We start from the raw sequence: 26,364 nt of genomic DNA, 5'->3' as shown, positions 1-26,364 counted from the left end.
CTCCACCGCCTCCCCCACCAACTCCACCGGATGCCAGGCGTTCCGCTCGGTCCCGTGGAAGATCTGCTGGCGGCAGGAGACGCCCGTGGCGACCACGACCGTGTCGGCCGTCTCCGCCGCGATCGCGGGGAACAGGCGGTCCTCGCCGACCGTCATCGACACCTCGTAGTGCTCCGACTCGAAGCCGAAGGAACCCGCCATCCCGCAGCATCCGGCGTCCAGTTCGGACACCGTGACGCCCGGGATGCGGTTCAGCAGCGCGATGGTTGCCGCCGTGCCCACCTCTGCCTTCTGGTGGCAGTGACCGTGGTAGAGCAGTTTGCGCCCGGCCAGCCACGAGTCGTCGCGCAGTCGAAGTCGCCCCTCGTCGATGGCCTCCACGAGGAGTTCCTCGACCTGGCGCACCCTTCCGGCGACGTCCTTGACGGCGGTGTCGTCCGGCAGCAGTGACCGGTGTTCGTCCCGCAGTGTCATCAGGCATGAGGGCTCGCAGCCCACGATCGGCGAGCCGGCCTCCGTCGACTGCCGCAAGGTGTGGGCGAGTTGGCGTGCCTTGTTCTTCGCGTCGTCGACCAAGCCCTTGGAGAGGCTGGACCTGCCGCAGCAGCCGCCGCTCTCCACGCGCACCCGCCAGCCCGCCCGTTCCAGGAGCTGGATGGCCGCACGGCCGATGCCGGGCTCGGTGAACGTGGTGAAGGAGTCGGCGAGGTAGGTGACCGTGCCCTGGGTGACCGGGTGCGGCGGGGACGTCCGGCGCCGACGCTTGTGCCAGCGCAGCAGGTTGCGGCGTACGAACACCGGCAGCGGTCGCTGGGGAGCGATGCCGACCAGTCGGTCCATGAGCCGACGTACCGGTGCGATGCGGCCCGGGAGGTTGGACAGCGGTGCCGTCGCCGATCCCAGGCGGTTGAGGAGTCGGATCGCTCCGAACAGGCGGGTGCGCAGCGGCACTCCGTGGATGTCGTGGTAGTGCGAGAGGGTCTCGCTCTTGAGGGTGGCCATGTCGACGCCGAGCGGGCACTCGCTCTTGCACGCCTTGCACATCAGACAGAGGTCGAGGATCTCGTGCAGCCGCTCGTCCCCGAGCGCGGCCTTCGGGTCGGGCTCGGAGAGCGCCTTGACCAGGGCTCCCGCCCGTCCGCGGGTGGAGTCCTCCTCCTTGCGGGTGGCCATGTACGAGGGGCACATCGCGCCACTGCCCGACTTGCGGCACAGGCCGATGTTCATGCACCGGTCGGCCGCCGCGCGCATGCCGCCACCAGCACCATCGCCACCACCGACTCCTACGACCTCGAAGGACAGCCGGGTGCGCAAGGGCTCGGCGGGCGGCAGGGCCGCGTCCCGCAGGTTCTCCGTCATCGGCGCCGCGTCCACGATCTTGCCCGGGTTGAGGATGCCTGCGGGGTCGAAGAGCCGCTTGACCTGGCGCATCGCCTCGTACAACTGCTCCCCGAAGATCTCCCGGTTGAACTCGCTGCGGGCGAGTCCGTCACCGTGCTCGCTGGAGTTCACCCCTCCGTACTCGGCGACCAGATCCTTGATCTCCTCCGCGACGGACCGCATCCGGCCGATGTCGGCCGGGTCGGTGAGGTCGAGGTAGGGCCGGATGTGCAGACAGCCGACCGAGCAGTGGCCGTAGAACCCGGCCGTCATGTCGTGCCGGTCGAGGACGTCCTTGAACCTGCGGGTGTAGTCGGCGAGATGCGCCGGGTCGACCGCGGTGTCCTCGACGAAGGCGAGCGGGCGCCGGGTGCCCTCGCTGGCCGCCATGAGCAGCCCGAGCCCTGCCTTGCGGACCTTCAGCAGGGACGACTGCTGGGCCGGGGTGATCGCCTGGAGGGTGTGGTAGCCGTGTCCGTTCCGGGACCAGAGCTTCGTGAGGCGGCCCATCCGGTCCAGGAGTTCGCGCTCCTCGTCGCCGGTGAAGGACACGAAGAGGAGGGCTTCGGGTCGCCCTTCCAGGATGTCGCCGAGCGCCGCGTACTCGATCTTGCGCCGGGACAGGTCGAGGATCGTTCGGTCCATGAGCTCCACGGCGGCCGGATCGCAGGCCAGCGCGTCCTGCGTACCGGCGATGGCTCCCGCCACCGAGGTGAAGTGGCCGACGGCGATCACCGTGCGGCGGGGCTTGGGCACCAGGTCGACGAGGGCGCTCGTCGCGACGGCGAGCGTCCCCTCGGAGCCGACGACGAACTTGGCGAGGTCGAAGGGGGTGTCCTCGCGGGCCAGCCGGTCGAGGCGGTAGCCGCAGGCGCGGCGCCAGTGCTCCGGGAATCCCTCGGCGATGGCCGTGGCGTTCGCCCGCACGATCTCGGGCAGCTCCCGGTAGAGGGCGCCCTCCAGGGTCGGCTGTTCGGCGCGGTGGACGCGTTCGGCCTCCTCGACCCGGCCGAGGGGCACCCTGCTGGCGTCCGCGAGTACGACGTCCAGTTCGCGTACGTGGTCGATGGTCATGCCGTAACGCACCGACCCGCTGCCTGCCGAGTTGTTGCCGATCATCCCGCCGATGGTGGCGCGATTACTGGTCGAGGTGTCCGGGCCGAACATCAGCCCCCACGGGCCCGCGGCGCGATTGAGCTGGTCCTGTACGACGCCCGTCTCGACCAGGGCCGTTCCGCTGGCCGGGTCGAGCTCCACGATGCGGTTCATGTGCCGGGAGAGATCGAGGACGAGGCCGGGGCCGACGGTCTGGCCCGCCAGGCTGGTCCCGGCTCCGCGCGGCACGACGGGCACCCCGTGTGCCGCCGCGGCGGCGACCGCCGCGGCGACGTCGTCGGCGTGCCGGGGGAAGGCCACGCCCATCGGTGTGATGGCGTACATGCTCGCGTCCCTGGCGAACAAATGCCGTGTGTAGGCGTCGAATTGGACCTCTCCGTCGAGATCCCGGACCAGGTCCCGCCGGAGCCCACGGGCCCGATCGTCGGACTCGGCGCTGTCGTGCTCGCGGCTCTCGTGCGTGGGGCTGCCGTGCGTGGGGCTGTCGCCCTCGGTGACGGTCATGTTCGGGGGCCTCCTCGGCTGGATGGGGAGCTCGGCGGGCGCGCGGCCGCCGTCACTCGGCGCGCAGGACGTCCAGGGCGGCGGTCAGACCGCCGGGGTCGATGCGTACGCCCGCCAGTTGCAGCCCCATCTGCACCCCGGCGAGCGTGCCCGCGAGCGTCAGGTCGTTCAGATGGCCGAGGTGGCCGATGCGGAAGACCCGTCCGGCGAGTCTGCCGAGGCCCGCGCCCAGGGACATGTCGAACCGTTCGAGGATGATCTCGCGCACCTTGTCGGCATCCTGTCCCTCGGGCACGAGCACGGCGGTCAGCGAGGACGAGTACTCGCGGTCGTCGGCACAGAGGACCTCAAGTCCCCAGCCGTGCACGGCGGCCCGGGTGGCGGTCGCATGCCGGTCGTGCCGGGCGAAGACCGCGGGGAGTCCTTCCGCCCGGAGCATCCGCAGCGCTTCGGCGAGGCCGTAGAGGAGGTTGGTGGCGGGGGTGTACGGGAAGAAGCCGCGCCGGTTCGCTTCGATGATCGGCTGCCAGTCCCAGTAGGACTTGCGCAGCCGTGCCGTGCGGGAGGCGGCGAGGGCCTTCTCGCTCACCGCGTTGAAGCCGAGCCCCGGCGGGAGCATCAGGCCCTTCTGGGACCCGGCGACCGTGACGTCCACGCCCCACTCGTCGTGCCGGTAGTCGATCGAGCCCAGCGAGGAGATCGTGTCGACGAGCAACAGCGCCGGGTGGCCGGTCGCGTCCATGGCCTGCCGGATCTCGGGCACTCTGCTGGTCACACCGGTCGACGTCTCGTTGTGCACCACGCAGACGGCCTTGATCGTACGAGCGGTGTCGGCCGCCAGGCGTTCGGCGACGGCTTCCGGGGACGCGCCGTGGCGCCAGTCGCCGGGCAGGAAATCGACGTAGAGGCCGAGAGCGGCGGCCATCTGCTGCCAGAGCGTGGCGAAGTGGCCGGTCTCCACGTGCAGCACGCGGTCCCCGGTGCTGAGCGTGTTGACCAGGGCCGCCTCCCAGGCGCCGGTGCCTGAGCCGGGGAAGACGACGACCGGGCCCGAGGTGCCGAAGACCGGCCGCAGCGAGTCGAGCAACTCCGTGGTGAGCGCGGCGAATTCGGGGCCGCGATGGTCGATGGTCGGCGCCGACATGGCGCGGAGCACCTGGTCGGGGACGTTGGTGGGACCTGGGATCTGCAGGAAGTGCCGCCCGGGTCGAGAGGTCACAGTGGCCAACTCCCTTGATGTGCGTGCCGTATTGTGGCACGGTGTGTCGTAAGGTGGCACGGGGAGCGTAGGGCCGCCCTGGTGGGGAGTCAACGGATGCAGAGCGTTCTCAACGCACTTCGCGTACTGGAAGAGGTCGCCGCACGGCAGCCGATCGGCGTCGCCGACGTGGCCAGACGCCTTGCACTGCCCAAGAGTTCGGCGCAGCGCGCCCTGCGCACCCTGCACGAGGCGGGCTGGATCCGCCCGGCCGCCGGCGAGGTCACCCGCTGGGTCGTGACGACCAAAGCGCTGCAGGTCGGGCGCCGCGCCACCGGGGAGTTGAGCCTGCGGGACGTCGCCCTGCCCCTCATGGAGGAGTTGCGGCGGCGCATCGACGAGACGGTTCACCTGACCGTGCCGGACGACGACAAGGTGGTGCTCATCGAGCGCCTGGAGACCTCCAAGCCGGTGCGGATCATCCTGGCCCTCGGCACCCAACTGCCCGTCCACGCCTCCGCGAACGGCAAGGCGGTCCTCGCGGCCAGCCCCCGTGAAGTGATAGCCCGTCACCTGGACTCCGGCCTCGAGGGGTTCACGGGTTCGACCATCACCGACAAGGAACGGCTGCTCGCCGAGCTCGCGCGGATCAGGGAGCGGGGGTACGCCACCAACGGCGGCGAGTGGCGGGACGACGTGTCCGCGGTCGCGGCCGCCGTGCGGGACGAGTCGGGCACGCCGGTCGCCAGCATCAGCGTCAACATGCCGACGAGCCGGATGACACGGGAGGCGAGCGTCGCGTACGGCGCCCTGGTGAGCGAGACGGCACGGCAGGTCAGCGCGGCTCTGGGGCACCCGCGGTCGGGCGGAGCGGGCAGTTCCGAGGCGGGGCCCTAGCGGCCTCCGGCACCGCGCGACGCGTTCGGGCGGTTCGGACGGCCCTCTTGACGCCCCGGGAAGCCCACTCCAATACTCCCCATTGCGAAAGCCCCATTCCGACATACGGAATGAGGCATCCCCATGCGTAGCTGTGCATCCCCCTGGGCCCCTTCGACCCGTGGGCGGACGTCCGTGCGCGCCATCAGCCGCCGCGCACTCCCCTGCGCCACGCGCACCCTTCGTCACGTGCCACGGCGCTCCGCGAATGACCATCGGCCGACGGCAAGGGAGCCCTCGTGTCAGATCAAGTCATCTCCATCATCGCCCTGGTCCTCGTCTTCGCCATCGCCACCTTCTCCGCCGTCCACCTGGGCGTCCTCGCCCTGGTGGCCGCATTCATCGTCGGAGCCACCGTGGCGGACGAGTCGACGGACGACCTCTTCGCGGGCTTCCCCGGCGACCTGTTCGTCGTCCTGGTGGGCGTCACGCTCCTCTTCGCCATAGCGAAGAACAACGGCACGGTCGACTGGCTCGTCGACGCAGCCGTGAAGGCCGTGCGGGGCAGGATCGCCCTCATCCCCTGGGTGATGTTCCTCGTCACCGCCGTCCTCACCGCGGTCGGTGCGGTCACCCCGGCCGCGGTCGGCATCGTGGCCCCCATCGGCCTCGGCTTCGCCGCCGCGTACGGCATCAACCCCGTGCTCATGGGCCTGCTCATCGCCAATGGGGCCAGCGCGGGCGGCTTCTCGCCGATCGGCGTGTTCGGCAGCATCACGAACAACGTGGTCGAGCGGAACGACCTGCCGGGCAACCCGACCCTCCTGTTCACCGCGTCATTCCTGTTCAACGTGGCGCTGTGCGTCATCGTGTTCTTCGCCTTCGACGGTCGACAATTGCTCGGGCAACGTGCGGAGACACACAAGGACCCCGGCACCATGGCGCCGCCCGGCCCCGGTGCCCAACTGGCCGAGGCGGGCGCGACACCGCGTCACACCCTCGCCACCGAGACCACGACCACGACCACGACCGCCGTACCCACGACGCAGGAAGAGCCCCTCAGGCTCGACGGCCCGCGCACGCTCACCCTGCTCGGCCTGCTCAGCCTGGTCGCCGGAGCGCTCTTCTTCGACCTCGACGTCGGTCTAATGGCGCTCACCATCACCGTCGTCCTGTCCCTGGTCTCGCCGAAGTCCGTCACCGGTGCCGTGGACCGGTGCGCGTGGTCCACGGTCCTCCTTGTCTGCGGCATCGTCACGTACGTGAGCCAGATGGAGCGCATGGGCACCATCGACTATCTCGGCAAGCAGGTCGCGTCCATCCAGGCCCCGCTCGTCGGCGCCCTCCTGATCTGCCTCATCGGCGCCCTGGTCTCCGCCTTCGCCTCGACGACCGGAATGCTCGGCGCGCTGATCCCACTCGCCGTACCCTTCCTGCTCGCGGGCGAGGTGGGAGCCGTCGGACTCATCACGGCACTGGCCATCTCCTCGTCCGTCGTGGACGCCTCACCGTTCTCCACCAGCGGAGCACTCGTCACCGCCAACACCCCGGCGGACCAACGCGACTTCGTCTTTCGCCGCCTCATGATCTGGGGACTCGGCATCAGCCTGGTCGGACCCCTGGTCACCTGGGGGTTGTTCGTGGTGCCGAGCTCGCTCTGAACCCACGCCGGCAGGCACGACAACCGCCTGCGGCAGGCATGGAACAGGACATCCCAGGAGTTCCCGCTCAGGGCGAGCGGGAACTCCTGTTCACTCACCGGGTCAGTTGCCGCCGGGGGCCGTGGGCGCCCTCAGCAGTTCGTCGGTGGCGATCCTGGGGCCGGTGGAGCTGCCACGGCGGACCTCGCCGCGCTTGACGGCGTCCGCTGCACTGGTCTTCGGCGCCGAGGGCGGCGCACTCGTCTTGGCGGCGCTGCCCGCAGCGCTCTTCGCGGCGAGGGACACCGGCACCCATTGGTTGTTGGAGCCGACCCAGGCGCCGCGCCAGGCGGTGCCGTCCCAGGCGTAGGCGGCCGTGAACGAGGCGTACCACTGACCCAGGCCACAGGTGGCATGGCCGCTGCTGTTCGAGTTGACGTAGTAGGAGGCGGTGGTGTTCTGGACGGGGGTGGTGCGGTTGCACTCGTACCACCTGTTGTTGGGCATGTCGTAGGCCAGCAGCACCCGTTCGACGGACAGCGTGTGAGCAGGCATCGTCTTGTACCCGCCGCACCCGGGGTGGGTTGCGAAGGTCACCGCTCCGGAGAATGCGGCCGCGTCGACGGCGGCTTGGCCGTAGATGCACCAGGACGGGCCGTCGTAGGTGATCGCGGTCTGTGCGATGGCGCCGGCCTGGCCGCTGCTCGTGAAGGCCAAGCCGACCGCGGCGGCCATGACGCCTATGCTGCGGGCGATTCTGCGACGTTTCATGTGTTCCCCTCCATGATCCCCGGTGCCCTGCCCCGTGGAAACCGTGCTGTCGTCGTCCCCCAGGTCATCCATGGGGCGGGCAGGCAGTGGTGGTGTGCGTGAACCGAACACCGGCCGCAAGAGTGCCAGTTCGGCTCCCGATGAAGAACAGCAATGCGCGCAGAGATCGGCGGCATCGCGTGCACGGCACCGCCTCCGGCCGGGCTCAGTTCAGGCCGGTGAGGAATTCACCGAAGAGCCGGTTGGCGGTCTCCGAGTCGTAGAGGCGCTCGAACTCGGCACGCGCGCGGCGGCGCCGGAATTCACCGTGGTACGAGGCATCTCCCGCGTCGTGCATGAGATCGGTGAACCATGCGGCGAAGGCCTGGTAGTTCCATACATGCTTCAGGCAGGTCGAGGAGTACGCCTCCAGCAGGCCCGCGTCCTGCTCCTTGATCTGCTTCACGACGGCGGCGGCGAACACGTCGGCGTCGTGCAGGGCAAGGTTCATCCCCTTCGCGCTCATGGGCGGCACGATGTGCGCGGCGTCCCCGAGCAGGTACAGACGCCCGTGGCTCATCGGGGCGTGGACCACACTGCGCAGTGGCACCAGCGTCTTGCTCGAGATGCGGCCCTTGACCCCGACCGGTTCGCCGAAGCGCGCCTCGGTCTCCTCCCAGATCCGGTCGTCCGGCCACTCCTCGACGGAGCTGTCCAGTGGGCACTGAAGATAGAACCGGCTGGCCCGGGGTCCGCGGGCGAACTGCCCGGCGAAGCCACGGGGGTGGATCGCCATCATGGACTGGTGGTTGGCGGGTGCCTCGGCCAGCACGGTCAGCCAGGCGTACCCGTACTCGTGGGAGTGGCGGGTGAGCGCACCCTCGGGGATGCTCGCCCGACTGACCCCGTGGTCTCCGTCGCAGCCCGCGATGAAGTCGCATGCGACGGTCCGCGTCACCCCCGCCCGGTCCCGGTACCGCACCCGCGGCCGGGGACCACTGATGTCCTGCAACTCCACATCCTCCGCTTCGAAGCGGAGGTCCCCGCCATCACGCACGAACACGTCGATGAGGTTGCGCACGAGCACCTGCTGGGGGCAGAAGCGTCCGTCGCCGTGATCGTCGGTCACGTACCGGAAGGGCCGTGTCCGGCCGTCGATGCGGAAGTTCAGCACCGGCTCTAAAGGGGCGCCACCGAGGACCCTGTCCGCGAGGCCCCACTCGCGGAACATGCGCGCCGCGCGGGTGTCGATGACCCCTGCGCGCTGGCGCCGCTCGACGTACTCGCGGCTGCGTCGCTCCAGGACGACACAGTCGATCCCGCTGCGCAGAAGGAAGTTGCCGAGAGCTAGCCCGGCGACACCCGAGCCCACGATGACGACAGTGGTGTTCTCATACGTAACGGACATGGAGGGTGCTCCTTGGTTTTCCCGTAAGGGCTCGCGCCGCGTCGTGACGCCCTACCCTTAAACGAAGTCTTCACTACGAATAATACGTAGTGCACACTACGCTTGTAAGAGGGACGAGGTCAGCCATGCGCCGCGATGGAGCCGCCAACAGGGAGAAGGTCCTGCTGGCAGCCGAGCACGTGTTCGCCGAGAAGGGGGCCGCCGCCTCCACCGAGGAGGTGGCGCGACGGGCCGGGGTCAGCATCGCCACCGTCTTCCGGAACTTCGCCACCAAGCAGGACCTGATCGAGGCCACCGCCTGCCGCTACCTGGAGAAACTGACCGCCGAAGCGCTGCGCCTGGCCGACGACCCGGACCCCGGCAAGGCCTTCGCCTCCCTGATGAGGACCCTCGCGGCGGCCGGTCCGGTGAAGATGACCTTGCTGGACCTGCTGCCTCCGCACGGCGACGACGGAGCGGGCCTGTCCCGACCGGTCACCGAGGCGGCCGACGCGTTCCGTTCGGCCCTGAACGGCGCACTCCACCGCGCCCAGGCCGTCGGCGCCGCCCGCCCCGAGGTCACCGGCGCCGACGTCTCCCTCCTCCTGCGAGCCCTCGCATACGCCACCGACCTCGGCGAAGGCGAGGCGCTCGACCGGGCGATGGGCATCGTCCTGGACGGCCTCGGCGTACCGCGCTGACACCGGACACCGCGGACTCGGGCTCGATCCCGGTACGTCACCCGGGTCCACCGCCACGCTCCAGGCACTCCAACGTCGCGGCCAGATGCCTGCGGCTGATCCGGGTCTTGGGGTGCTCGGGCCCCAGGGCCCGGATCCGCATCCGCAAGACGGCTCGTTGTTCTCGTGCTGCCTGCTCGAACAGGCCCCGATCACGCAGGACGAGCGCCACGTTGTTGCGGCTGGTCAGGGTCTTGGGGTGTTCGTCCCCGAGGATGCGTCGGCGGGTTTCCAGCACGACGGTGTGCTCGCGTTCCGCTTCCTCCCAGCGCCCCAGCCGGCGCAGGAGGGATGCACGGTTGGCTCGGCTGGTGAGGGTCTTGGGGTGTTCGTCCCCGAGGGTGCGTCGGCGGGCCTCCAGGACCGCGGCGTGCTCGCGTTCCGCTTCCGCCAGCCGTCCCAACCTGCGCAGCAGTCCGGCAAAGCTGCCGCGGCTGCTCAGGGTGTCCGGGTGCTCCGGCCCCATGAGCCGCGTACGGGTGTCGAGCGCGATGCGATGCTGCGCCTCGGCTTCGTCGAGACTGCCCAGTTGGCACAGCACCAGGGCCAGATCCGCACGACTGGCCAGCGTGTTCGGGTGCTCGGCCCCCATCACGCGCAGCCGAGCGTCCAGGACGGATCGATGGGCCGCTTCGGCCTGTTCCAGGTAGCCCAGCTCGAACAGGCACGTGGCGTGGTGATTGGCCGCCGTCAGCGTCTCCGAGTGATCGGAGCCGAGGACCTCCCGCATGCCTTGGAACGCCGTCCGGGCGCAGTGCTCGGCCTCTTCCAAGCGGCCCAGTTTACGCAGCAGCATGGCCAGATTGCTCTGGCTGATCAACGCCTTGGGATGCGTGGCGCCGAGGCGCGATCTGTATTCCTGGACCGCACGGTCGTATGCCCTTGCCGCGATGGCGTACAGCCCATAGTCGTGGGCTGTCGACGCAAGGCGTGCGGCTTCGTTCCCATCGGCGTGCGCCAGGGCCGCGGTGAAGACCCGATCCGGGACTCGCTTCGCCGGAGCGGTCTGGAGCTGGCTGACGTCCACCAGATAGTCGAAGACGTTCACGGACCCCGCCGGTTCCGGGCCCTCTACGGGGGTGAGCAGTGCCGTGGTGGCACGGCGCTGATGCGTGGCCCATTCCCAGGCGTCCTCGTGCGGTTCCGGGCGCAGCCGAGCGCCTCCCCGCTCCTCCAGATAGGCGTCGTGCAAGGCGGTCAGGAGCCGCCGGGACAGTGGTCGGGTCAGACCTGCGCGCCGGCAGTCGACCGCGGCGGAGATCAGTGCCGCGGCCCGTGGGTGGTTGCCCACGTCCCATGCGTCGTGCCAGTCACCGAGCAGCTCCGGTCCGGCCGCGAGGTACTCGGCGATTCCGTATTCGCCCGCGCGGGCGAGTGCGTCGGCGATCCGGGAGTCCCAGACCCTGGTGTGCGCCCGCTCGCATTCATCCGTGGTGAAGAGGCGTGCCAACCGGATCTGCGTGGCTTGTTCGAGGGCTTCGCGCGCTTCGGAGGGCGCCGTGTCGTCCGCCGGACGCGTGTGCGGGTGGGACATGTAGCGCGTCATCTCCGAGGAGCGAAGCGTGCCGAGGATGACGCGATGGTGGCCACCGCCCGAGGTCAGACGGCCGATGCCCGACCGCGAAAGCCCTTCCGGGCCGAGGAAACGCTCCACGTCGTCGAGCCAGAGCACACACCGGGCGAGCCGGGAGGCCCGGTCGACCGCCGCAGCCAGTGCCGTTCGGCTCAAGGGGGCGACCAGCACGTGATCGGGCAGGGTTGCCCGCATCACCTCGTAGGCCAGGCGGGACTTGCCCGCGGTGGACTCGCCGATGAGAAGCACGAAGCCGCCGGCCGCGACGAGTTCGACGACCCGATGGTGAACGTCCCGCGGAACGTACGGAGGAACCCGAGGGCCGTCCCGGTTCCGTGGGGGTCCTTCCACTTCTGACGCGCCCCACAGACCCGCCTCGTCGGCGTCCCGGGCGGGATGTACTCCCAACAGGATCGGGTCCGTCGCTTCACGGACGAAGGGCAGCTGCCCGGCCGGTGAGACCACGCAGTCCTGCATCAGCACGAGGTCACGTGCCTCCGCTCGCTCCCATCCGCGCTGCAAGGCAGCCAAGAGTACGGGGGCGAGTGTGCCCGCGACCGCGGCGAGCACCGTGGCAGGCGCGATGAACCACCACGAGGTGGCCGCCGCTCCGGAGAGCGCCGCGGGAACGGCGGCGCAGAGCGCGGCACCCCCGGCCGCGGCCATGACCGTCGCCGTGCGTGAGCCGCGCAGGAGTCTCGACATGCCGCCCCGCTTCGCGCTCCGGGCATTCACCCGCTCCATCCGGATCCGGGATCGCACATTGTGATGGATGACCAGCGGTGTGTGAAGGCGGCCCGACCCGCGGTTGCGCAGAGACGGCCGGCGGGTGGGACAGACCGCCCGCAGCCGGTGCGGAGCGGGTGGCTACTCCCCGGTCGCCGACCGCGGGCGCGATGAGCCCGGGGCGAGGCCGCCGAGCAGCGCCGTGAGCGTGAACTCGAATCGCTCGTGCCCCTCGCCGGAGGTCAGCTCGCGGATGTGGGCGACCGTACTCGGGAACGTATCGGCGGGCAGCATGCGATACCGCTCCACCAGAGCGTCCCGGTCCAGGACACGCTGGTCGACTCCGCTGCCGGGGTCGTGCCGCAACGACACCTCGAAGCAGTAGGCCGAGACGTACAGGAACGCGGCATCGATCGCCCACGCGGCGGACTGCGGCGGCACTCCGGCGGCCAGCAGGATCGTCAGCATGCCTTCGCTCAGCCGCAGTGCGTCCAGGCTGTTCGGGGCCGCGGCCAGTGCGGCGCGCGAGATGCCGGGGTAGCGGAGGTACTCGTCGCGCAGCGCCCGGCAGATCGTCAGCATCTGCTCCGTCCACTGCGCGGGGTCCGGCTCCGGCACCGGCACCCTGGCGCACAGGTCGCTGATCAGCAGCTCGTCCAGCTCGGCCTTGTTGCGTACGTGCGCGTACAACGACGCCGGACCGGTCTGCAGCGCGGCGGCGACCCGGCGCATCGTCAGGGCGTCGAAGCCCTCGGTCTCGACGAGCCCGAACGCCGCGTCCATGATCCGCGCGACCGTGATGGGGGCCTTGCCGGACCGCTCGCCCCTGCCCGGCCCGCCCCCTAGAGCCGCAACCTTCGCCGCCCATTCGTCACGCATCTCGGCTCGATCCGAAGCCCGCCTGTTGCCCATGTCGACAGCATAGCTTGACCCGAACACCGTTCCTAGGTAGAACAATGTTCGTTCAACGAACAGCGTTCGTGTCATCCTTCGGGAGGAAGCCCATGTCGCCCCCACATGTCACCCAGGAGCGCCCGGCAGCGGCCGGGCCATCCGGATCGTTCCGTTCCCTGCGCGAGGCGTGGGTGGCCCTGGCCGGCCTTTCGGCGATCTTCCTGTTCGAGATGATGAGCACCACCGTCCTCAACGTCGCCCTGCCGACCATCGGCCGCGAACTGGCGGCCCCGACGGTCGCCCTGCAGTGGGTCACGAACAGCTACTCGGTCGTGTTCGGCGCGCTGATGCTGGTGTTCGGCGTGGTCGCCGACCGGCTCGGTCGCCGCCGGGTGATGCTCGCCGGGCTGACCCTGCTCGGCGCCGCGAGCCTGGCGTCGATGGCCGTGACCGAGACGGACGAGCTGATCGCCGTCCGCGCGGTGATGGGTTTCGCGGCCGCGATGACCACGCCGGGGACCATGGCCATGGCCTTCCGGCTGTTCGATGAGGAGGGCCTGCGGGTCCGGGCGATCACGCTGATCTCCACCGTGGGCATGGCCGGTCTCGCGATCGGCCCGACCGTGGGCGGCTTCGTGCTCTCCTTCGCCCCCTGGCAGGTCCTGCTGCTGGTCAACGTGCCGATCGTGGCGCTGGCGATCGCCGGTATACGGATCGGCGTCCCGGCCGATGACCCCGCCGACCTGCACCGGGCCCCCGCGGATCTGACCGGCGGCGTGCTGGGCACCGCGACCATCGTGCTCGCCCTCGTCGCACCCACCCTGTTCGAGGACCTGGGCGCCGGGTCGTGGGCGCCGTGGGCCGCCGTCGCCGGGGTCGTCGTGGCCGCGGCCCTGTTCGTCGTACGCGAGCGATCGACTCGGCACCCGCTGCTCGACCTCGTGCTCGTCGCCCGGCCCCAGGTCTCCGGCGGGCTGGCCTACAAGGCGGCGGCCGGCCTAGCCAACGCCGGGCTCGCCTACCTGGTGACGCTGCAACTGCAGTTGGACTGGGGCTGGTCGCCCACGCTCGCGTCCGTCGGCATGCTGCCCCAGGTCGTCGTGCTGATCGCGGGGGGTCCGTTCGTCCACCGGTTCGTCGAGTGGGTCGGCATCGACCGTGCCGCATGGATCAGTGCCGGCTCGGTCGTGGCCGGGCTCGCGGTCTACACCCTGTTCGGCAACCTCGGGTACCCCTGGGTGGCGGTCGCGCTGGTGTTCGTGGCCGCCGGGATGCGGGTCGTCGGCGCCGCCGCCGCGGTCAACGTACTCAACGGCCTGCCCCGCAACCGCACCTCCACCGGCGCGGCACTGGTCGACACCGCCACCGAGGTCACCGCCGCGGTCGGGGTCGCCGTGGTCGGCACCGTGCTCGCCGCCGTGTTCGCCGGGAACGTCGCCGCGGGGCACTGGAGCGCGCAGCAGACCGGGCAGTTCCGGGAGGCGGTCACCGTCTCCGGGACAGTCCTCACCGTCGTGTCCGCGGCCCTGGTCGGCTGGGCGATGCGCCGCACCCGCCGCGTCGCGGACGACCGACAGGACCCCGAGCCCACCGAGGCGCTGCCGACCAGCGCCTGACCGAGGACCTTCCCCGCGATTGCACCGACCTCGTCCCCGTCGGGTCCTCACTTCAACAGCTGCCGTTGGTACCGCACTTCGGGTACGGACACTCCGTCGTAGTCGTCAGCCTGGACCGCACCGTCGGCGACATATCCGGCTCGTTCGTAGAACCGCCGTGCCCCGGAGTTGTCAGCAAGGACCCACAACAGCACCCGGTCAAAGCCATCCGCGTGAGCACGCGCGTGCAGGGCGTCGAGGAGAATGCGACCGATTCCCGACCCGGTGAGCGAGGGCTGGACGTACAGGGCGTAAAGCTCACCTGTAGCCGCACTTGAACCACCACGGCGAAGGGGTCCGAGGCACGCCCAGCCCACGACCCGCCCATGGGGATCGACCGCTACCAGATTGGTCACGCCCTCCCCCGCCCGCTTGAAGTACTGCCGACGCTGCTCGATATCCGCCTCGACCGTCATGTCATCGAGGAAGGACCGGGGCACGATTCCGGCGTACGCGGACTTCCAGCCGGTCACCCGTATCGCCGAGACAGCGGGAACATCGGCTTCCGTCATAGCTCGTACAGTCCACATCACGGCACCGTACGAGACCTGCCACCAAGGTTGCCCGTGAATTACGAACGCTCGGTTGAGAGCTGACGCAGCCACCCGGAGGACCGGGAACCCGAGGACGAGGCGGTCCGGGCCCGCCCTCGGACCGGACCGCTCACCGCGTGCTGCTCCTCGCTAGGCCGCTGGGCCCACCGGGTGGAAGTTGATGCGTTCACGGACGACGGGGAAGCCTGCCTTGGCGAAATTCGCGGCCATGGGGAAGTTGGCCCGGTCGGTCGCTCCGGTGATGAGCTCCGCGCCCTGCTCGACGAGGAAGTGGGTGCACTCCGCGAGGAGGTCGTAGGCGTAGCCGCGACCGCGCTGTTCCGGGACGACTCCGATGAAGGCGACGGTCGGGCCCGAGGAGTTGTGGGCCGGGATGTGGAGGCCGGCCAGATCACCCTCCGGCGTGTGCGCGATCTGCCACCACTCCCGTGGGGAGGGGCACCAGTGGAAGAAGTCGAGTTCCTGCTGGGCGGCCTGGTCGAGGCCACCCTCCTCGATGGCCCTGAGCGCGTGGGCGTCCAGGGTGACGGAGTGGATGCGGCGCAGCGCGTCGAAGAACACGGCGTCGTCGGGTTCGGCGCGAAAGCGCAGGCGTCCGGGCCGCTCGGGCAGGCCTTGCTCCGGGGTCCAGCGGTACAGGAAGCGTTCCACCAGGAGTTCGTACCCTGCGGCTCGCGCGGCGGTGAAGCGTGCCTCGGCGTCGGCGCGCAGGTCGGTCTTCTCCCGCCAGTCGCTGGGCAGGTTGATCTCCAGTTCGACCTGCCAGGGAGCGGAGCGCAGGAGTTCGGCCCCGGCCTCCTCCTCGCCCTCGGCCACGTCGAACCAGTTGATGTTGATGGGCGCCGAGTCGTCGGGGCCGCCCCACCACGCACCGCGTGCGACGACCTCGCCGTCGCGCAGGGCGACGCGCTTCCAGTCGGGGCGGAACTGCGTGCGCCGATGGCCTTCACGGGCGCCCAGGGGGTCGGGGAGTGCGTCGAAGAGATGAGCGTCGCTCGCGGAGAGCGCGCGGATGACCGGACCGGTCATGAATTCCTCCGGGATACAGGCTGCTTGGAGCGCTCCCGGTCAGAACTGACGAAGCACGCCGGGACAGCGGAAGAGGGAGCGCTGGAAAGGTGTGAACCGCACGGCACTCGCCTCCTTCCGTTCGTCTCAGGGCGTGGAGCCACACAGTACGTAATCTTCCGTGGACCCGTCCACGGATTTCCGCGCCCCCCCTTGAAGGAGGGCTTCTGGAGGATGTCCGGCGGGTTGTCGGTGAGGTGTGGTTTGACGCGGGGACTCGAAATCGACTCGCTGGGATCGGCTACTGGTTCAAGTGGCGGTCGGACCTGGCGTCGAGCGCATCGAGCACCGCGTCGCCGTTCGCCCTCGCCCACTCGGTCAGCATGTGGATCGGATCGATCAGGGTTGCCCCGAGCGCCGTGAGTTCGTACTCGACGCGGGGTGGCACCGTGGCGTGGGCGTGGCGGTGGATGAGTCCGTGTGCCTGGAGGCGTCGGAGCGTCTGGGTGAGCATCTTGCGGGAGATTCCGCCGATCAGCTCGATCAGTTCGCCGTGGCGCACCGGGCCCCTGCTGAGGCCGTACAGCACGACGACCGTCCACTTGTCGGCGATCAGCTCGACCGCCAGCCGCGCTGGGCAGTCGGCGAGAAAGGGATCGCCGGGACCGAAACCGCTCATGGCGCCCAACGTACCCGCGCTGCAGGTACCTGCTGGTTCCTGTCGGAAACCTAGCCTGGGTCCTCTCCCCCACCTTCCAAAGCCCGGAGAGTCAGGAGAGTCGTGCGCGTCATCACACAGCAGACGTTCGGCGGTCCCGAGGTGCTCACCATCGTGGCTGCGCCCGAGCCCGAGCCGCTTCCGACCGAGGTTCTCGTCCGCGTCGAGGCGATCGGGCTGAATCCGCTGGAGGCCCGCCTGCGCGCGGGCGAGTTCCCGCTGCTCGGCCCGCCGCCGTTCGTCCTCGGCTGGGACATCAGCGGCGTGGTCGAGGAAGGGCCGCAGACATGGCGGTTCAGACCCGGGGACGAGGTGTTCGGGATGCCGCTCTTCCCGCGGGCGGCGGGCGCGTACGCCGAGGTCGTGTCGGCGCCCGCCTTGCATCTGGCGCGCAAGCCGACCTCGCTCTCGCACGTCGAGGCGTCGGCGCTGCCTCTCGTCGGGCTGACGGCCTGGCAGGGACTCGTCGACCTCGGCGGCGTGAGCGAGGGGGACCGCGTCCTGGTCCATGGCGGTGGTGGCGGGGTCGGCCACGTGGCGATCCAGATCGCGAAGGCGTTCGGCGCGTACGTGATCACGACGGCCGACGGGAGCAAGCGGGAGTTCGTCGAGGAGGTCGGCGCCGACGAGGTGATCGACTACACGGCGGTCGACTTCGCCGACACGGTCCGCGACATCGACGTCGTGCTGGACACGATCGGCGGCGACACCGTCGAGCGGTCGCTCGAAGTGCTGCGCCCGGGTGGTCACTTGGTGACGGCGGTCGCCGAGGAGGACGTGCGGCTCATCGCGGAGTTCGAGGCGGCCGGTATGCGCTTCAGCGGCATCGCGGTCGACCCCGATCCGGTCGGCCTGCGAGGTCTCGTCGAACTCGTCGCACAGGGCAGGCTCCGGGTCCACGTGCAGGAGACGTTCCCGTTCGAGCGCGTCGCCGACGCACATCGGCTGATCGACAGGGGGCACCTCCAGGGCAAGCTCGTCCTCACCCTCTGATCCCGCCGTAGGGCCCCTGTCAGGGGGGCACGTCGTAGGCGCGCGTCGTTCACTCCAGCGGCCCTCCTGGGCTCCGGCGCGCCCTGGTCGTCGACCAGCACGGCAGCCCCTCCCCCGCTTCCCCCGTGGGCTGCCGTGCCCGCTCCGGTCACGACCTATGGCCGCCGTCCGTCTCTCGAGCTCTCTAGCGCGCGGTCAGCTCGCCCACGCCGCGCGCAGCGCCTTCTTGTCCACCTTGCCGACCTTCGTCGTCGGCAGCTGGTCGAGCAGGATCGTCTTCCGGGGCGTGTACAGGTCTCCCAGCTCGGCGGTCACCGCCGCGCCCACCGCGTCCGGGTCGACGTCCGTGCCCTCGGCGGTGGCCAGGAAGATCTGTACGGCCTCACCGAACTCCTCGTCCGGCACGCCGAGCGCCGCCGCGTTGCGCACGCCGGGGAGCGTGAGGAGGAAGTCCTCCAGGACCCGGGAGTAGACGTTGTCGCTGGTGCTGCCGGTGACGATGATGTCCTTGGCCCGGTCGACGAGATAGAGGTACCCCTCCTCGTCGAGGTAGCCCATGTCCCCGGTGCGCAGCCAGCCGTCGTGCATCGCTTCCGCGGTGCGCTCCGGATCCTCGTAGTAGCCGAGCATCACCGTCTCGCCCCGGACGCACACCTCGCCGACCTGCCTGACGGGCAGCGCCGCCGTGCCGTCCTCGCCGCGGATCTCGATCCGGGTGTCGGTGATCGCGCGACCGCAGCTGCGCCAGAGCTCGGGTCGCCGGGCCCCTTCCGAGGCGAGGTCGTCCGCGCCGAACGCGGCGATGCCGAGCGCCTCCGACTGTCCGTATCCCTGGCTGAGCACGGGCCCGAGGACATCGACCGTCTGCTGCAGTCGGCTGGGCGACGAGGCCGCGCCGCCGACGACGACCCGCCGCAGCTCGGGGAGGGCGCCGGGCACGCACTCCGGGTGGTCGAGAAGCGCGTACAGCATGGGCGGTACGAACATCGTGGCGGTGATGCGCTCCTCACGCAGCACCGTCAGCGCCGCGCCCGGCTCGAACTCGGGCAGTACGACGAGGGGTGCCCCGGTCACCAGTGCCTGGATCGAGGTGAGGTGACCGCTGCCGTGGGTGAGCAGCGTGGAGACCAGCACGCGGTCCGTGCCCGGAGCCATGGTCGGGAAGAAACTGGTGCGGGAGTCGTCCTGCGGGGTGTCCTCCGCCAGGCCCATGAGCGTGTCGTAGAGCCGGTGGCTGTGCGCGGCGAGCTTGGGGCGGCCCAGGGTGCCGCCGGTGTAGAGAACGGTGACGGGCTCGTCCGCTGCCGGGGCAGGTATGCCGTCGGGGCGTACCGTCGGGCACTCGGCCTCCAGGGCCAGCAGGTCCGCGCACTGTTCCTCGCAGGGCCCGAGGCTGAGCAGTACGGGCGCGTGGACACTGCGGCCTGCCGCGTCGGCGGCCCGGTCCGCGAAGAGCGGGTCGGTGATCACGGCGCGCGCCTTCGACTGCTCGACCAGCGCGGCGAGTTCGCCGGGGCCCGGCTCCGGCGGCAGGAACACGACACGACAGCCGATGAGATGGACCGCGAGCTGCACCAGAACGGAGTCCACGCGGTTCGCCAGGAACAATCCCACTCCGTCGCCGGGTTCGAGCCCTTGTCGACGCAGCGCCTGCCCCAGACCGAACAGCCGTTGCCGAGCCTCTCCCCGGGTCAGTCGCTGCGCACCCTGGACGAGCGCCTCGGCACCCTCGTCCTCGTGCCACTGCTCCAGGATGCGGTCCACGTACGTCCGCGGCTCGGATGTTTGCTGTGCATTAACGATCATGGACACATGCAAACACGCGGCTCGGTGGTCGCGGCGGCACAGGGGGGACCTTCGGCCATCCACCGGCAACGCGCTATGCCCCGTTTTATGGCGGTCATCAGCTCTCGGTGTGCTATGTGAGCAGTGTGAGGTGGCTCGGGGGGCAAGGAATGCTGCCCCTCCGGACCTCGCCGGGCCTCCGTAGGGCCCCTCCCGTCTCGACCACCGAGCACGGGGCCACTGCGCGTCGCTTCGTACCGCCGCGTCCGGCAGGTCCTCGATGCAGGTCAGACCTGGGGGCCCGTCACCCACTCGTCACACGTTCATGCCTCCGCGTGTTCACTGAGAGCTGTGCTTTTGCGTATGCCTTCCGAGCTGAGCCTTCGTCCACGCACTATGACCTGTTCGGTGCGCGGCCCCGGCGCTCCTTCGATACGTCACACGTCGCGCCTCGCGCGTTGCACGTCGGGGCAACCGGATCGCGTGACCGTGGTCCACGGCCCGTGTCGATTCACGTCGCGGACACCTCGTACCCCTTGCGTCGGATGGTGCCCTTGTAGTGCGCTGATCCGCATGGGGAAGAGAAGCATTGCCACGATGACCGCCGCCCTTGTCGCGGGGTCCCTTCTGACGGGCGTACCGAGTACGGGTGCGCAGGCCGCCGAGCACGGCGCCGACAGCGCGTCGCCGCCCAGGTCGGCACGGCTGCCCGGGGTCGACCTCGACACCGTGACCATCCCGGAGTTACAGGCGCGCATGGCCAAGGGTGCGCTGACCTCGGAGGCGCTGACCCGGGCCTACCTGCGGCGCATCGAGAAGGTCGACCCCAAGATCCACGCGGTGCTGCGCACCAGCCCGACGGCCCTGCGCGAGGCGGCCGCCAGCGATGCCAGGCACCGGCAGGGCAAGTCCCTCGGGCCGCTGGACGGCATCCCCGTCCTGCTCAAGGACAACGTGAACACCCGCGACATGCCGACGACGGCCGGGTCGCTCGCGCTCGCCGGGAGCCCGCCCGGCACCGATGCCGTGCTCGTGACCCGGCTGCGCAAGGCGGGGGCGGTGATCCTCGGCAAGACCAACCTGTCCGAGTGGGCCAACTTCCGTGCGGCGAAACCGACATCGGGATGGTCGGCGGTGGGCGGTCAGACCAACAACCCCTACGTCCTCGACCGGAATCCGTGCGGATCGTCGTCCGGTTCCGCGGCCGCGCTGGCCGCGTCGCTGGCGCAGGTGGCGATCGGCACCGAGACGGACGGTTCCATCGTGTGTCCGGCCGGGATGAACGGCGTCGTCGGGCACAAGCCCAGCCTCGGTCTCGTCAGCCAGTCGGGCGTCGTTCCGATCTCCGCCGAGCAGGACACCGCCGGACCCATGGCGCGCAATGTGACCGACACCGCGCTCGCGCTGTCGGTGCTGAGCGATGGCGATGGCGACGGCGGCGGCAAGGGCTCGCGTGGCGGCGCCCAACCGGGCGACGGCCTTCAGGGCCTGCCGGGTTTCCCCGGCCTCCACAGCCGTCCGGGCGCGGCGGACCACGGAACCGGTCTGCGCGGCAAGCGGATCGGGCTGTGGCGCCTGCCCTCACTCGGCACCGACGTGGACGCGCTGATGACGAGCACCGCCAAGAAGCTGCGCAAGGCGGGAGCCGTGGTCGTGGAGGTGACGCCCCCCTACCAGGCGCGGCTCGCCGAGCTCGAATTCCCGGCGCTGCTCAGCGAGTTCCACCGGGACATCGACGCGTACCTCGCGACGCGCAAGGGTCCGCGGACGCTCGCCGAACTGGTCGAGTTCAACCGCACCCACCCCGAGGAGCAGAGCTGCTTCGCCGGTCAGGAGCTCTTCGAGCAGGCGCTCGCCGCGCCGCCGACCACTGACCCCAAGTACCGCGCGATGCGGGCCGAGTTGAAGGACCTCTCCCAGCGCTCCCTGGACGAGACGATGGCCACCCACGACCTGGACGCCATCGCCGCGCCCACGAATCCGCCCGCCTGGACGACGGACTGCGCACGCGGCGACAACGACGTCATCCCCTCCTCCACCCCCGCGGCGGTCTCCGGATACCCCTCCCTCTCGGTTCCCGCGGGTTCCGTGGGCGAGCTGCCGGTCGGCCTGCTCCTGATGGCCGGCAACCACCAGGACGCCCAACTGCTGTCGCTGGGCGCCTCGGTGGAGCAGCGCCTGAAGGCGTGGCGGGCCCCGCGCTACCTGCCTACGACGGGGGGCGGCGCGACGCGGTGAGTACGGGGCGCTGATCCCGTGGGTGGGGTGCCGGAGGTGCCGGAGGTGCCGGTGAAACAGTCGATCCGGCACCCCTACCGCCCCAACCCAGCCGACCGGCGTGGTGTCAGGACCGTGCAGCCGGTACGAGTGTGTCCTGGCACCACGCGCGGAAGCCGGTGCCGGTGCCGGTGTCAGCTCCTGTGCCGGTGACAGAGCCCAGGTCGCGGAGTTCGGCGTCGTAGATCCCGTCGTTCTGCGCCTCGACCATGTCCACGAAGTCCTGCGCCGTCGCCGGACTCGCGCCGCGCCGCACCATCGCGGACCGGTGGTCCGCGAGCGGGATCCGGCGGTAATGGACCGCACGGTCCAGGGTGTCGGAGATGACCTCGGCCATGGCATCGGGCGTCAGGCGGTCGGGGCCGACCAGAGGGACACGGGCCCGGCCGGTCCAGCCGGTGCCGAGGAGGAGCGCTGCCGCCGCGGCGGCGACGTCCCGTGTGGCGACGGTCGGCAGCGGCCGGTCCGCGGCGTTCGCCAGGACGAACGTCCCCCGCTCTCCCATCGCCCTGGCCTGATGGAGCAGGTTCTCCATGAAGAACGGCAGGGCCAGCGCCCGATAGTGCACACCGGCACTCTCGAACAGCTCATCCATCGCCAGCGCGGCCGACAGGAGCCCGGCCTCGCCCCGGTACCCGTGGCCGAGGGACGTGACGCCCACTACCCGCACACCCCGGCTCGCGGCCGTCCGGCAGGCAGCCCCGGTGAACTCCAAGTAGTAGCGCCTGGCGCTGTCGGCGTGGTCCAGCCCGGCCGGGGGCACGAGCCAGAACATGCGGTCGGCGCCATCGAGCGCCTTCATGATGGTGTCGGCGTCGCCGTGGGAGCCCGCCACCACCTCGGCGTGGGCGTGCACACGGGCCGACAGCCGCGAAGGGTCGCGGGCGATCACCCGGACCGCCTGGCCGCTGTCCAGGATCCGGTCCAGGACTTGTCGGCCGATGGCGCCGGTCGGTGTGGTGACGACGATCACGAGTGCCTCCGTGAAAGAGAGTTGGAAGAGAGCCGAGAGAGACTCAGAGAAAGCTGAGAGAGCGCCGAGAGAGAGGTGGGAGAGAGCCGACGACGGGGCCTCAGCGGGCGTCGCCGGATGCTGCCGAGTCAACCGGGCGCAACAGCGCAGGTGAAGGACCGTCTCGGTCGCCATTGATACCCTGGCGGTATGGATGACCTGGAGGTGCGGCAGCTCCGGTACTTCGTCGCGGTCGCGGAGGAACTGCACTTCGGGCGCGCCGCCACCCGGCTGGGCATGGCGCAGCCCCCGCTGTCCCGTGCGATCCGGGTCCTGGAACGGCAGCTCGGTGTCGAGCTGTTCCAGCGGACCACCCGGCAGGTGAAGCTGACCCCGGCCGGGGACGTCCTGCTGCGCGACGCCCGGACCGCCCTTGAGGCGGTCACCGCCGCAGCCCGGCGGGCCCGGCAGGCGGGCAGCGCGTCGCCGCGGCTGCGGGTCGCGCTCAAGGCCGACATCGACGGCGGCCTGCTGCCGCAGATCCTGGACGCCTATGGCACCGAACGTGCCGCCCTGCCGACGGAGTTGCTGCTCGGAGGGTTCGGCGAGCAGCCGCAGGCCCTTCGCGACGGCCTCGCCGACGTGGCACTCGTGCAGCTCCCCTTCGACGACCGAGGCCTGGACAGCGAGCCGATGCTGACCGAACCGGTCCTGCTCGCCGTGGCCGCTGCCGACCCGCTGGCCGCCCGGCCTCGGCTACGCCTCGCCGACCTGGCCGACCGCAAGCTCCCCGACGGCTCCCCGGCCCGCAACGGCCGCCCCCTCGCGCCTTGGTCCGGGTCGGGGGCGCGGCAGGCCTCGAACCTGTCGGAAATCTTCAGCCTCGTCGAGACGGGCAACGTCGTGTTCTTCGCGTCGGCCTCGGTGGCCCGACGCTACCCGCGACCCGAGATCGCCTATCGACCGGTCGACGATCTGCCGGACGCCACGCTGGCCGTCGCCTGGCCCCAGGACGCGCGGTCGCCGGCCGTCGCCGCCTTCGTGCGCGCCGCGGTCGCAGCGGCCGCCGCACGCCACCACCCGACGTACACCACGAACATCCACGGCGGCACGGCTCAGGTCGGCTCCGGCAACACGTAGAACAACACCTTCGGTTTCGCCCCCTCCCGGTTCGCGGACCTCGCCCGCCAGGCCCTCGCGGCCGCACCACGGGGCGGCATCAGCGATGAGCGCCGGGACCAGATCGCCCATGAGGCCTCCGTGCTCGAAGCGGAGAGCACCAGCCCGGCCGCCGAACCAGGCGGTGTTGGGCGCGCCCTGCAAGGACTGACGGGAACCCTCGAACGGCACGCCGCCGACAGCCGCGCGCAGCACCTCCACGACACCGGCCGCAGCCTCCTGCCCTGGCACCCACCAGCCGCCGACCGCACCTCGGGCACACCGACGCCTCCCGCCCCGCTCGCGGACTCACGACCTCACGGACTTGTCGTTTATCGATATGCTCCTCTAGCCTGAGGCATATCGATAAACGATGGGATGGGATGCAGTGAACACGCGACTTACCAGGGCCCTGGCATCAGTGACCTTCATGCTGGCGGTGCTCAGCGGGCTCGCCTTCGTCGGCACGGCGGTCACGCACATGCTCGACGACGGGGCGGTCTGCGTGGAGACGGACTTCTGGCACAACGCCTCGCTGGCGACGGAGGCCCCCTTGCCGATCAACAAGGGCGTGGACGCCAGCAGCAGTGCCGCCCGCCTCTGCCAGGATGGTCCGTCCGTGGGACAGCGCGCCGCCGACCTCGGGGGCGGACTGCCCTGGCTGCTGTTCGGCGCCCTGACGCTGCTGCTCTTCTCCCGGCTGCTCAAGGGCGTCCTGTTGCAAGGGCCGTTCACCGATGTGGTGTCGCGACGGCTCTCCGCCCTCGGCTGGTTCGTCACCCTGGGCACACCGATCGCCGGTCTCGTCGTCGGCTGGTCGCACTCCTGGCTAGTCGGGAGCATGGCGCCGATCGTGGGTTCGGACCCGACGGTCGCCGGGCCGCAGGCACTCGTCCTCGCCGGTCTCGCCGCCGTGATCATGGGAAAGATCATGCGCGAGGGCGTACGCATGCGAGAGGATCTCGAAGGGACCATCTGATGCCCGAAGAGGAACTTCACTCGATCCGGATCCACCTGGACCGACTCCTGGCCGAGCGCGGCATGACGCTCACCGAACTGTCGGAGAAGGTGGGGATCACCGTCGTCAACCTGTCCGTGCTCAAGAACGGACGGGCCAAGGCCATCCGCTTCTCGACCCTGTCACGGATCTGCGAGGTCCTCGGGTGCCAGCCGGGGGATCTGATCACACATGACGCCGAGGGGCGGGCCTGACCCGGGGGTGACCGGCGGCGACGGGCCGTCGGCTGCCGCCAGGCGGACGCCAGAACCGACACCGGACGGGGGCGATGGGGCTGACCTCGTGAGCTGCCGACGGTTCCACAGCTCGTTCGTCAGGAAGTGCACGACGTTGACGGTGACGACGGCGGGCGCGACGATCGCCACCGTGCGCGGGAAGGCCGGCTGGAGGGACAGGGCGAGGACGACCGCCGTCACTCCGTTCTGCTGGCCCAGCGCCAAGGAGACCCGGTCGGAACGGTCCAGGTTCCGGGCAATGAGCCATCCGACGACCATCTGCGCGCCGAAGGCGGCGGCCCCCAGGGCGATCCCGGGCCCCGGCTCGACACCGTCGACGAGCAACAGCCCGAGAGCCACCAGCGCCAGGTAGTACGCGGTGGTCAGCACCGGGCCGATCACCGGCAGCAGCAGGGGCGGCCGGTAGAACAGGCCGACGATCGCCACGCCGAGCATCAGGCCGTACGCCGTGGCCGCGACGAGGACACCGCCGAGCACGAGAAGGCTCACGGAGGCGCGCAGCAGAGCCGCTTTCCCGTCTCCCCACCGCTGCGTTCGCGGCCGTGGTCGCAGCAGGAACCAGGCGAGCCCGGCCATAGCCACCAAGGCCACGTTCCCCAGCATCGTGAAGGCGTACGCGTCCGGCGTGACCGGCAGCGCGGAGGAGTCCTTCGCACCGTTCAGCGCGCTCAGCGCCACCGGGGCCAGATAGGCCGTGAGCAGAACGGTGACCGGGTCGTCGAAGGACGACCAGACGGACAGCACGGTCTTGCCCCGCTCCGACATACGGCTGCGCGAGCGCAGGGCCGCCACCGAGAGCGGGTCGATCTGGGCGACCGCGATCGCCAGAATCAGGTACGCGGGTTCTCTGACCGCGAACCACAGCACCGGCACGATCAGTGCGGCCTTGGCGAGCACACCGACGGTGACCGCGAGGAGCAGCGTGCGCAGATCGTCGCGTGCCTCGGCGAGGTCGATGCCGGATGTCGAGCCGTACAGTCCGACGGCGAGGAGCAGCGACACGGTCACCGGGTAGGCCGCGGAGTCGGTCAGGAGGTCGGTGCCCGTGACGGTCGAGAGCGCCCACCCGAAACCGAGGACGGCGAGCATGATCCACAGGTGGCACGCCGCTCTCAGCGTCCTTGCCATGCCCCGCTCCCGTCCGGCCGACTGCCTACGGCGATGAGCATCCCAGCAGTGGAGCGCGCGCCGGGACCGAATGCCCGCGGTTCGTACCAGCGCTGTAC

Annotated in this window: 21 protein-coding genes; 9 read left to right on the top strand and 12 right to left on the bottom strand. The window is 70.4% G+C overall.

Annotation, left to right across the window (positions count from 1 at the left end):
• Together AOK03_RS07010 and AOK03_RS07005 are read right to left on the bottom strand one after the other, a co-directional pair.
• A partial coding sequence (locus AOK03_RS07010) for an FAD-binding and (Fe-S)-binding domain-containing protein (RefSeq protein ID WP_079074532.1) occupies positions 1 to 3,000 on the bottom strand: 3,000 nt, incomplete at its 3' end.
• A gap of 52 nt (positions 3,001 to 3,052) precedes the next feature.
• On the bottom strand, positions 3,053 to 4,219 hold the full coding sequence (locus AOK03_RS07005) for a pyridoxal-phosphate-dependent aminotransferase family protein (protein WP_055564295.1): 1,167 nt from the start codon (positions 4,217 to 4,219) through the stop codon (positions 3,053 to 3,055).
• 96 nt (positions 4,220 to 4,315) lie between these two features.
• Between AOK03_RS07005 and AOK03_RS07000 the strand changes: the two genes are divergently transcribed.
• Together AOK03_RS07000 and AOK03_RS06995 are read left to right on the top strand one after the other, a co-directional pair.
• Positions 4,316 to 5,095, top strand: coding sequence for an IclR family transcriptional regulator (locus AOK03_RS07000; protein WP_055564294.1), 780 nt, complete (start codon positions 4,316 to 4,318; stop codon positions 5,093 to 5,095).
• A 278-nt stretch (positions 5,096 to 5,373) separates the two neighbouring features.
• Positions 5,374 to 6,735, top strand: coding sequence for an SLC13 family permease (locus tag AOK03_RS06995; protein WP_055564293.1), 1,362 nt, complete (start codon positions 5,374 to 5,376; stop codon positions 6,733 to 6,735).
• A gap of 102 nt (positions 6,736 to 6,837) precedes the next feature.
• On the opposite strand, the gene AOK03_RS06990 is transcribed toward AOK03_RS06995, so the two are convergent.
• Both AOK03_RS06990 and AOK03_RS06985 read right to left on the bottom strand, forming a co-directional pair.
• Positions 6,838 to 7,485 carry a hypothetical protein gene (locus AOK03_RS06990; RefSeq protein ID WP_157868880.1) on the bottom strand — a complete coding sequence of 216 codons (648 nt, stop codon included), beginning with the start codon at positions 7,483 to 7,485 and terminating at the stop codon, positions 6,838 to 6,840.
• Between the two features lie 205 nt (positions 7,486 to 7,690).
• On the bottom strand, positions 7,691 to 8,872 hold the full coding sequence (locus AOK03_RS06985) for a 4-hydroxybenzoate 3-monooxygenase (protein ID WP_055564291.1): 1,182 nt from the start codon (positions 8,870 to 8,872) through the stop codon (positions 7,691 to 7,693).
• A 125-nt stretch (positions 8,873 to 8,997) separates the two neighbouring features.
• On the opposite strand from AOK03_RS06985, the gene AOK03_RS06980 reads away from it, so the two are divergent.
• Positions 8,998 to 9,552: a TetR/AcrR family transcriptional regulator gene (locus tag AOK03_RS06980; RefSeq protein ID WP_055564290.1), complete on the top strand. Its 555-nt coding sequence runs from the start codon at positions 8,998 to 9,000 to the stop codon at positions 9,550 to 9,552.
• Between the two features lie 37 nt (positions 9,553 to 9,589).
• Here the strand turns inward: AOK03_RS06980 and AOK03_RS40245 are convergent, their stop codons facing one another.
• A complete protein-coding gene (locus tag AOK03_RS40245; protein WP_063792436.1) occupies positions 9,590 to 11,869 on the bottom strand; it encodes a tetratricopeptide repeat protein in 2,280 nt (759 codons plus the stop codon).
• Between the two features lie 162 nt (positions 11,870 to 12,031).
• Complete coding sequence (locus AOK03_RS06965; protein WP_244177510.1) at positions 12,032 to 12,769, bottom strand: TetR/AcrR family transcriptional regulator; 738 nt, start codon at positions 12,767 to 12,769, stop codon at positions 12,032 to 12,034.
• Positions 12,770 to 12,894: 125 nt separating this feature from the next.
• Here AOK03_RS06965 and AOK03_RS06960 point away from each other — a divergent pair, with 125 nt between their 5' ends.
• Entirely contained in the window at positions 12,895 to 14,400 is a 1,506-nt protein-coding gene (locus AOK03_RS06960) for an MFS transporter (RefSeq protein WP_063792435.1), read from the top strand.
• Positions 14,401 to 14,447: 47 nt separating this feature from the next.
• Here the strand turns inward: AOK03_RS06960 and AOK03_RS06955 are convergent, their stop codons facing one another.
• The 3 genes from AOK03_RS06955 to AOK03_RS06945 all read right to left on the bottom strand — a co-directional run bounded on the left by AOK03_RS06955 (position 14,448) and on the right by AOK03_RS06945 (position 16,680).
• The gene (locus AOK03_RS06955) at positions 14,448 to 14,951 is read right to left on the bottom strand and encodes a GNAT family N-acetyltransferase (protein WP_167355583.1); all 504 of its coding nucleotides are present in this window, start codon (positions 14,949 to 14,951) and stop codon (positions 14,448 to 14,450) included.
• Between the two features lie 171 nt (positions 14,952 to 15,122).
• Entirely contained in the window at positions 15,123 to 16,022 is a 900-nt protein-coding gene (locus tag AOK03_RS06950; RefSeq protein WP_055564285.1) for a GNAT family N-acetyltransferase, read from the bottom strand.
• A 280-nt stretch (positions 16,023 to 16,302) separates the two neighbouring features.
• On the bottom strand, positions 16,303 to 16,680 hold the full coding sequence (locus AOK03_RS06945; protein WP_055564298.1) for a winged helix-turn-helix transcriptional regulator: 378 nt from the start codon (positions 16,678 to 16,680) through the stop codon (positions 16,303 to 16,305).
• 102 nt (positions 16,681 to 16,782) lie between these two features.
• Between AOK03_RS06945 and AOK03_RS06940 the strand changes: the two genes are divergently transcribed.
• The gene (locus AOK03_RS06940; RefSeq protein WP_055564284.1) at positions 16,783 to 17,712 is read left to right on the top strand and encodes an NADP-dependent oxidoreductase; all 930 of its coding nucleotides are present in this window, start codon (positions 16,783 to 16,785) and stop codon (positions 17,710 to 17,712) included.
• 195 nt (positions 17,713 to 17,907) lie between these two features.
• Here AOK03_RS06940 and AOK03_RS06935 read toward each other — a convergent pair whose 3' ends face one another.
• Entirely contained in the window at positions 17,908 to 19,518 is a 1,611-nt protein-coding gene (locus tag AOK03_RS06935; RefSeq protein ID WP_244177509.1) for a class I adenylate-forming enzyme family protein, read from the bottom strand.
• Positions 19,519 to 20,070: 552 nt separating this feature from the next.
• Here AOK03_RS06935 and AOK03_RS06930 point away from each other — a divergent pair.
• Positions 20,071 to 21,735 (top strand): amidase family protein, encoded by a 1,665-nt coding sequence (locus tag AOK03_RS06930; protein ID WP_055564282.1) that lies wholly within the window; start codon positions 20,071 to 20,073, stop codon positions 21,733 to 21,735.
• Between the two features lie 106 nt (positions 21,736 to 21,841).
• Here AOK03_RS06930 and AOK03_RS06925 read toward each other — a convergent pair whose 3' ends face one another.
• Positions 21,842 to 22,747: an NmrA family NAD(P)-binding protein gene (locus tag AOK03_RS06925; protein WP_055564281.1), complete on the bottom strand. Its 906-nt coding sequence runs from the start codon at positions 22,745 to 22,747 to the stop codon at positions 21,842 to 21,844.
• 189 nt (positions 22,748 to 22,936) lie between these two features.
• Between AOK03_RS06925 and AOK03_RS06920 the strand changes: the two genes are divergently transcribed.
• The 3 genes from AOK03_RS06920 to AOK03_RS40575 all read left to right on the top strand — a co-directional run bounded on the left by AOK03_RS06920 (position 22,937) and on the right by AOK03_RS40575 (position 25,096).
• Entirely contained in the window at positions 22,937 to 23,866 is a 930-nt protein-coding gene (locus AOK03_RS06920) for a LysR family transcriptional regulator (protein WP_055564280.1), read from the top strand.
• A gap of 448 nt (positions 23,867 to 24,314) precedes the next feature.
• A complete protein-coding gene (locus AOK03_RS06915; protein WP_244177511.1) occupies positions 24,315 to 24,863 on the top strand; it encodes a DUF2975 domain-containing protein in 549 nt (182 codons plus the stop codon).
• Positions 24,863 to 25,096 (top strand): helix-turn-helix domain-containing protein, encoded by a 234-nt coding sequence (locus tag AOK03_RS40575; protein ID WP_079074531.1) that lies wholly within the window; start codon positions 24,863 to 24,865, stop codon positions 25,094 to 25,096. Before AOK03_RS06915 ends, AOK03_RS40575 begins: the two co-directional genes overlap by 1 nt.
• Here the strand turns inward: AOK03_RS40575 and AOK03_RS06910 are convergent.
• Positions 25,025 to 26,266 carry a cation:proton antiporter family protein gene (locus AOK03_RS06910; protein WP_157868879.1) on the bottom strand — a complete coding sequence of 414 codons (1,242 nt, stop codon included), beginning with the start codon at positions 26,264 to 26,266 and terminating at the stop codon, positions 25,025 to 25,027. The genes AOK03_RS40575 and AOK03_RS06910 overlap by 72 nt on opposite strands.
• Positions 26,267 to 26,364 lie beyond the last annotated feature (98 nt).

This window comes from Streptomyces atriruber, from assembly GCF_001418325.1.
Lineage (GTDB): Bacteria > Actinomycetota > Actinomycetes > Streptomycetales > Streptomycetaceae > Streptomyces > Streptomyces atriruber.
The sequence above is the reverse complement of the archived record's forward strand: the minus strand, read 5'-3'. Positions and strand labels throughout refer to the sequence as shown.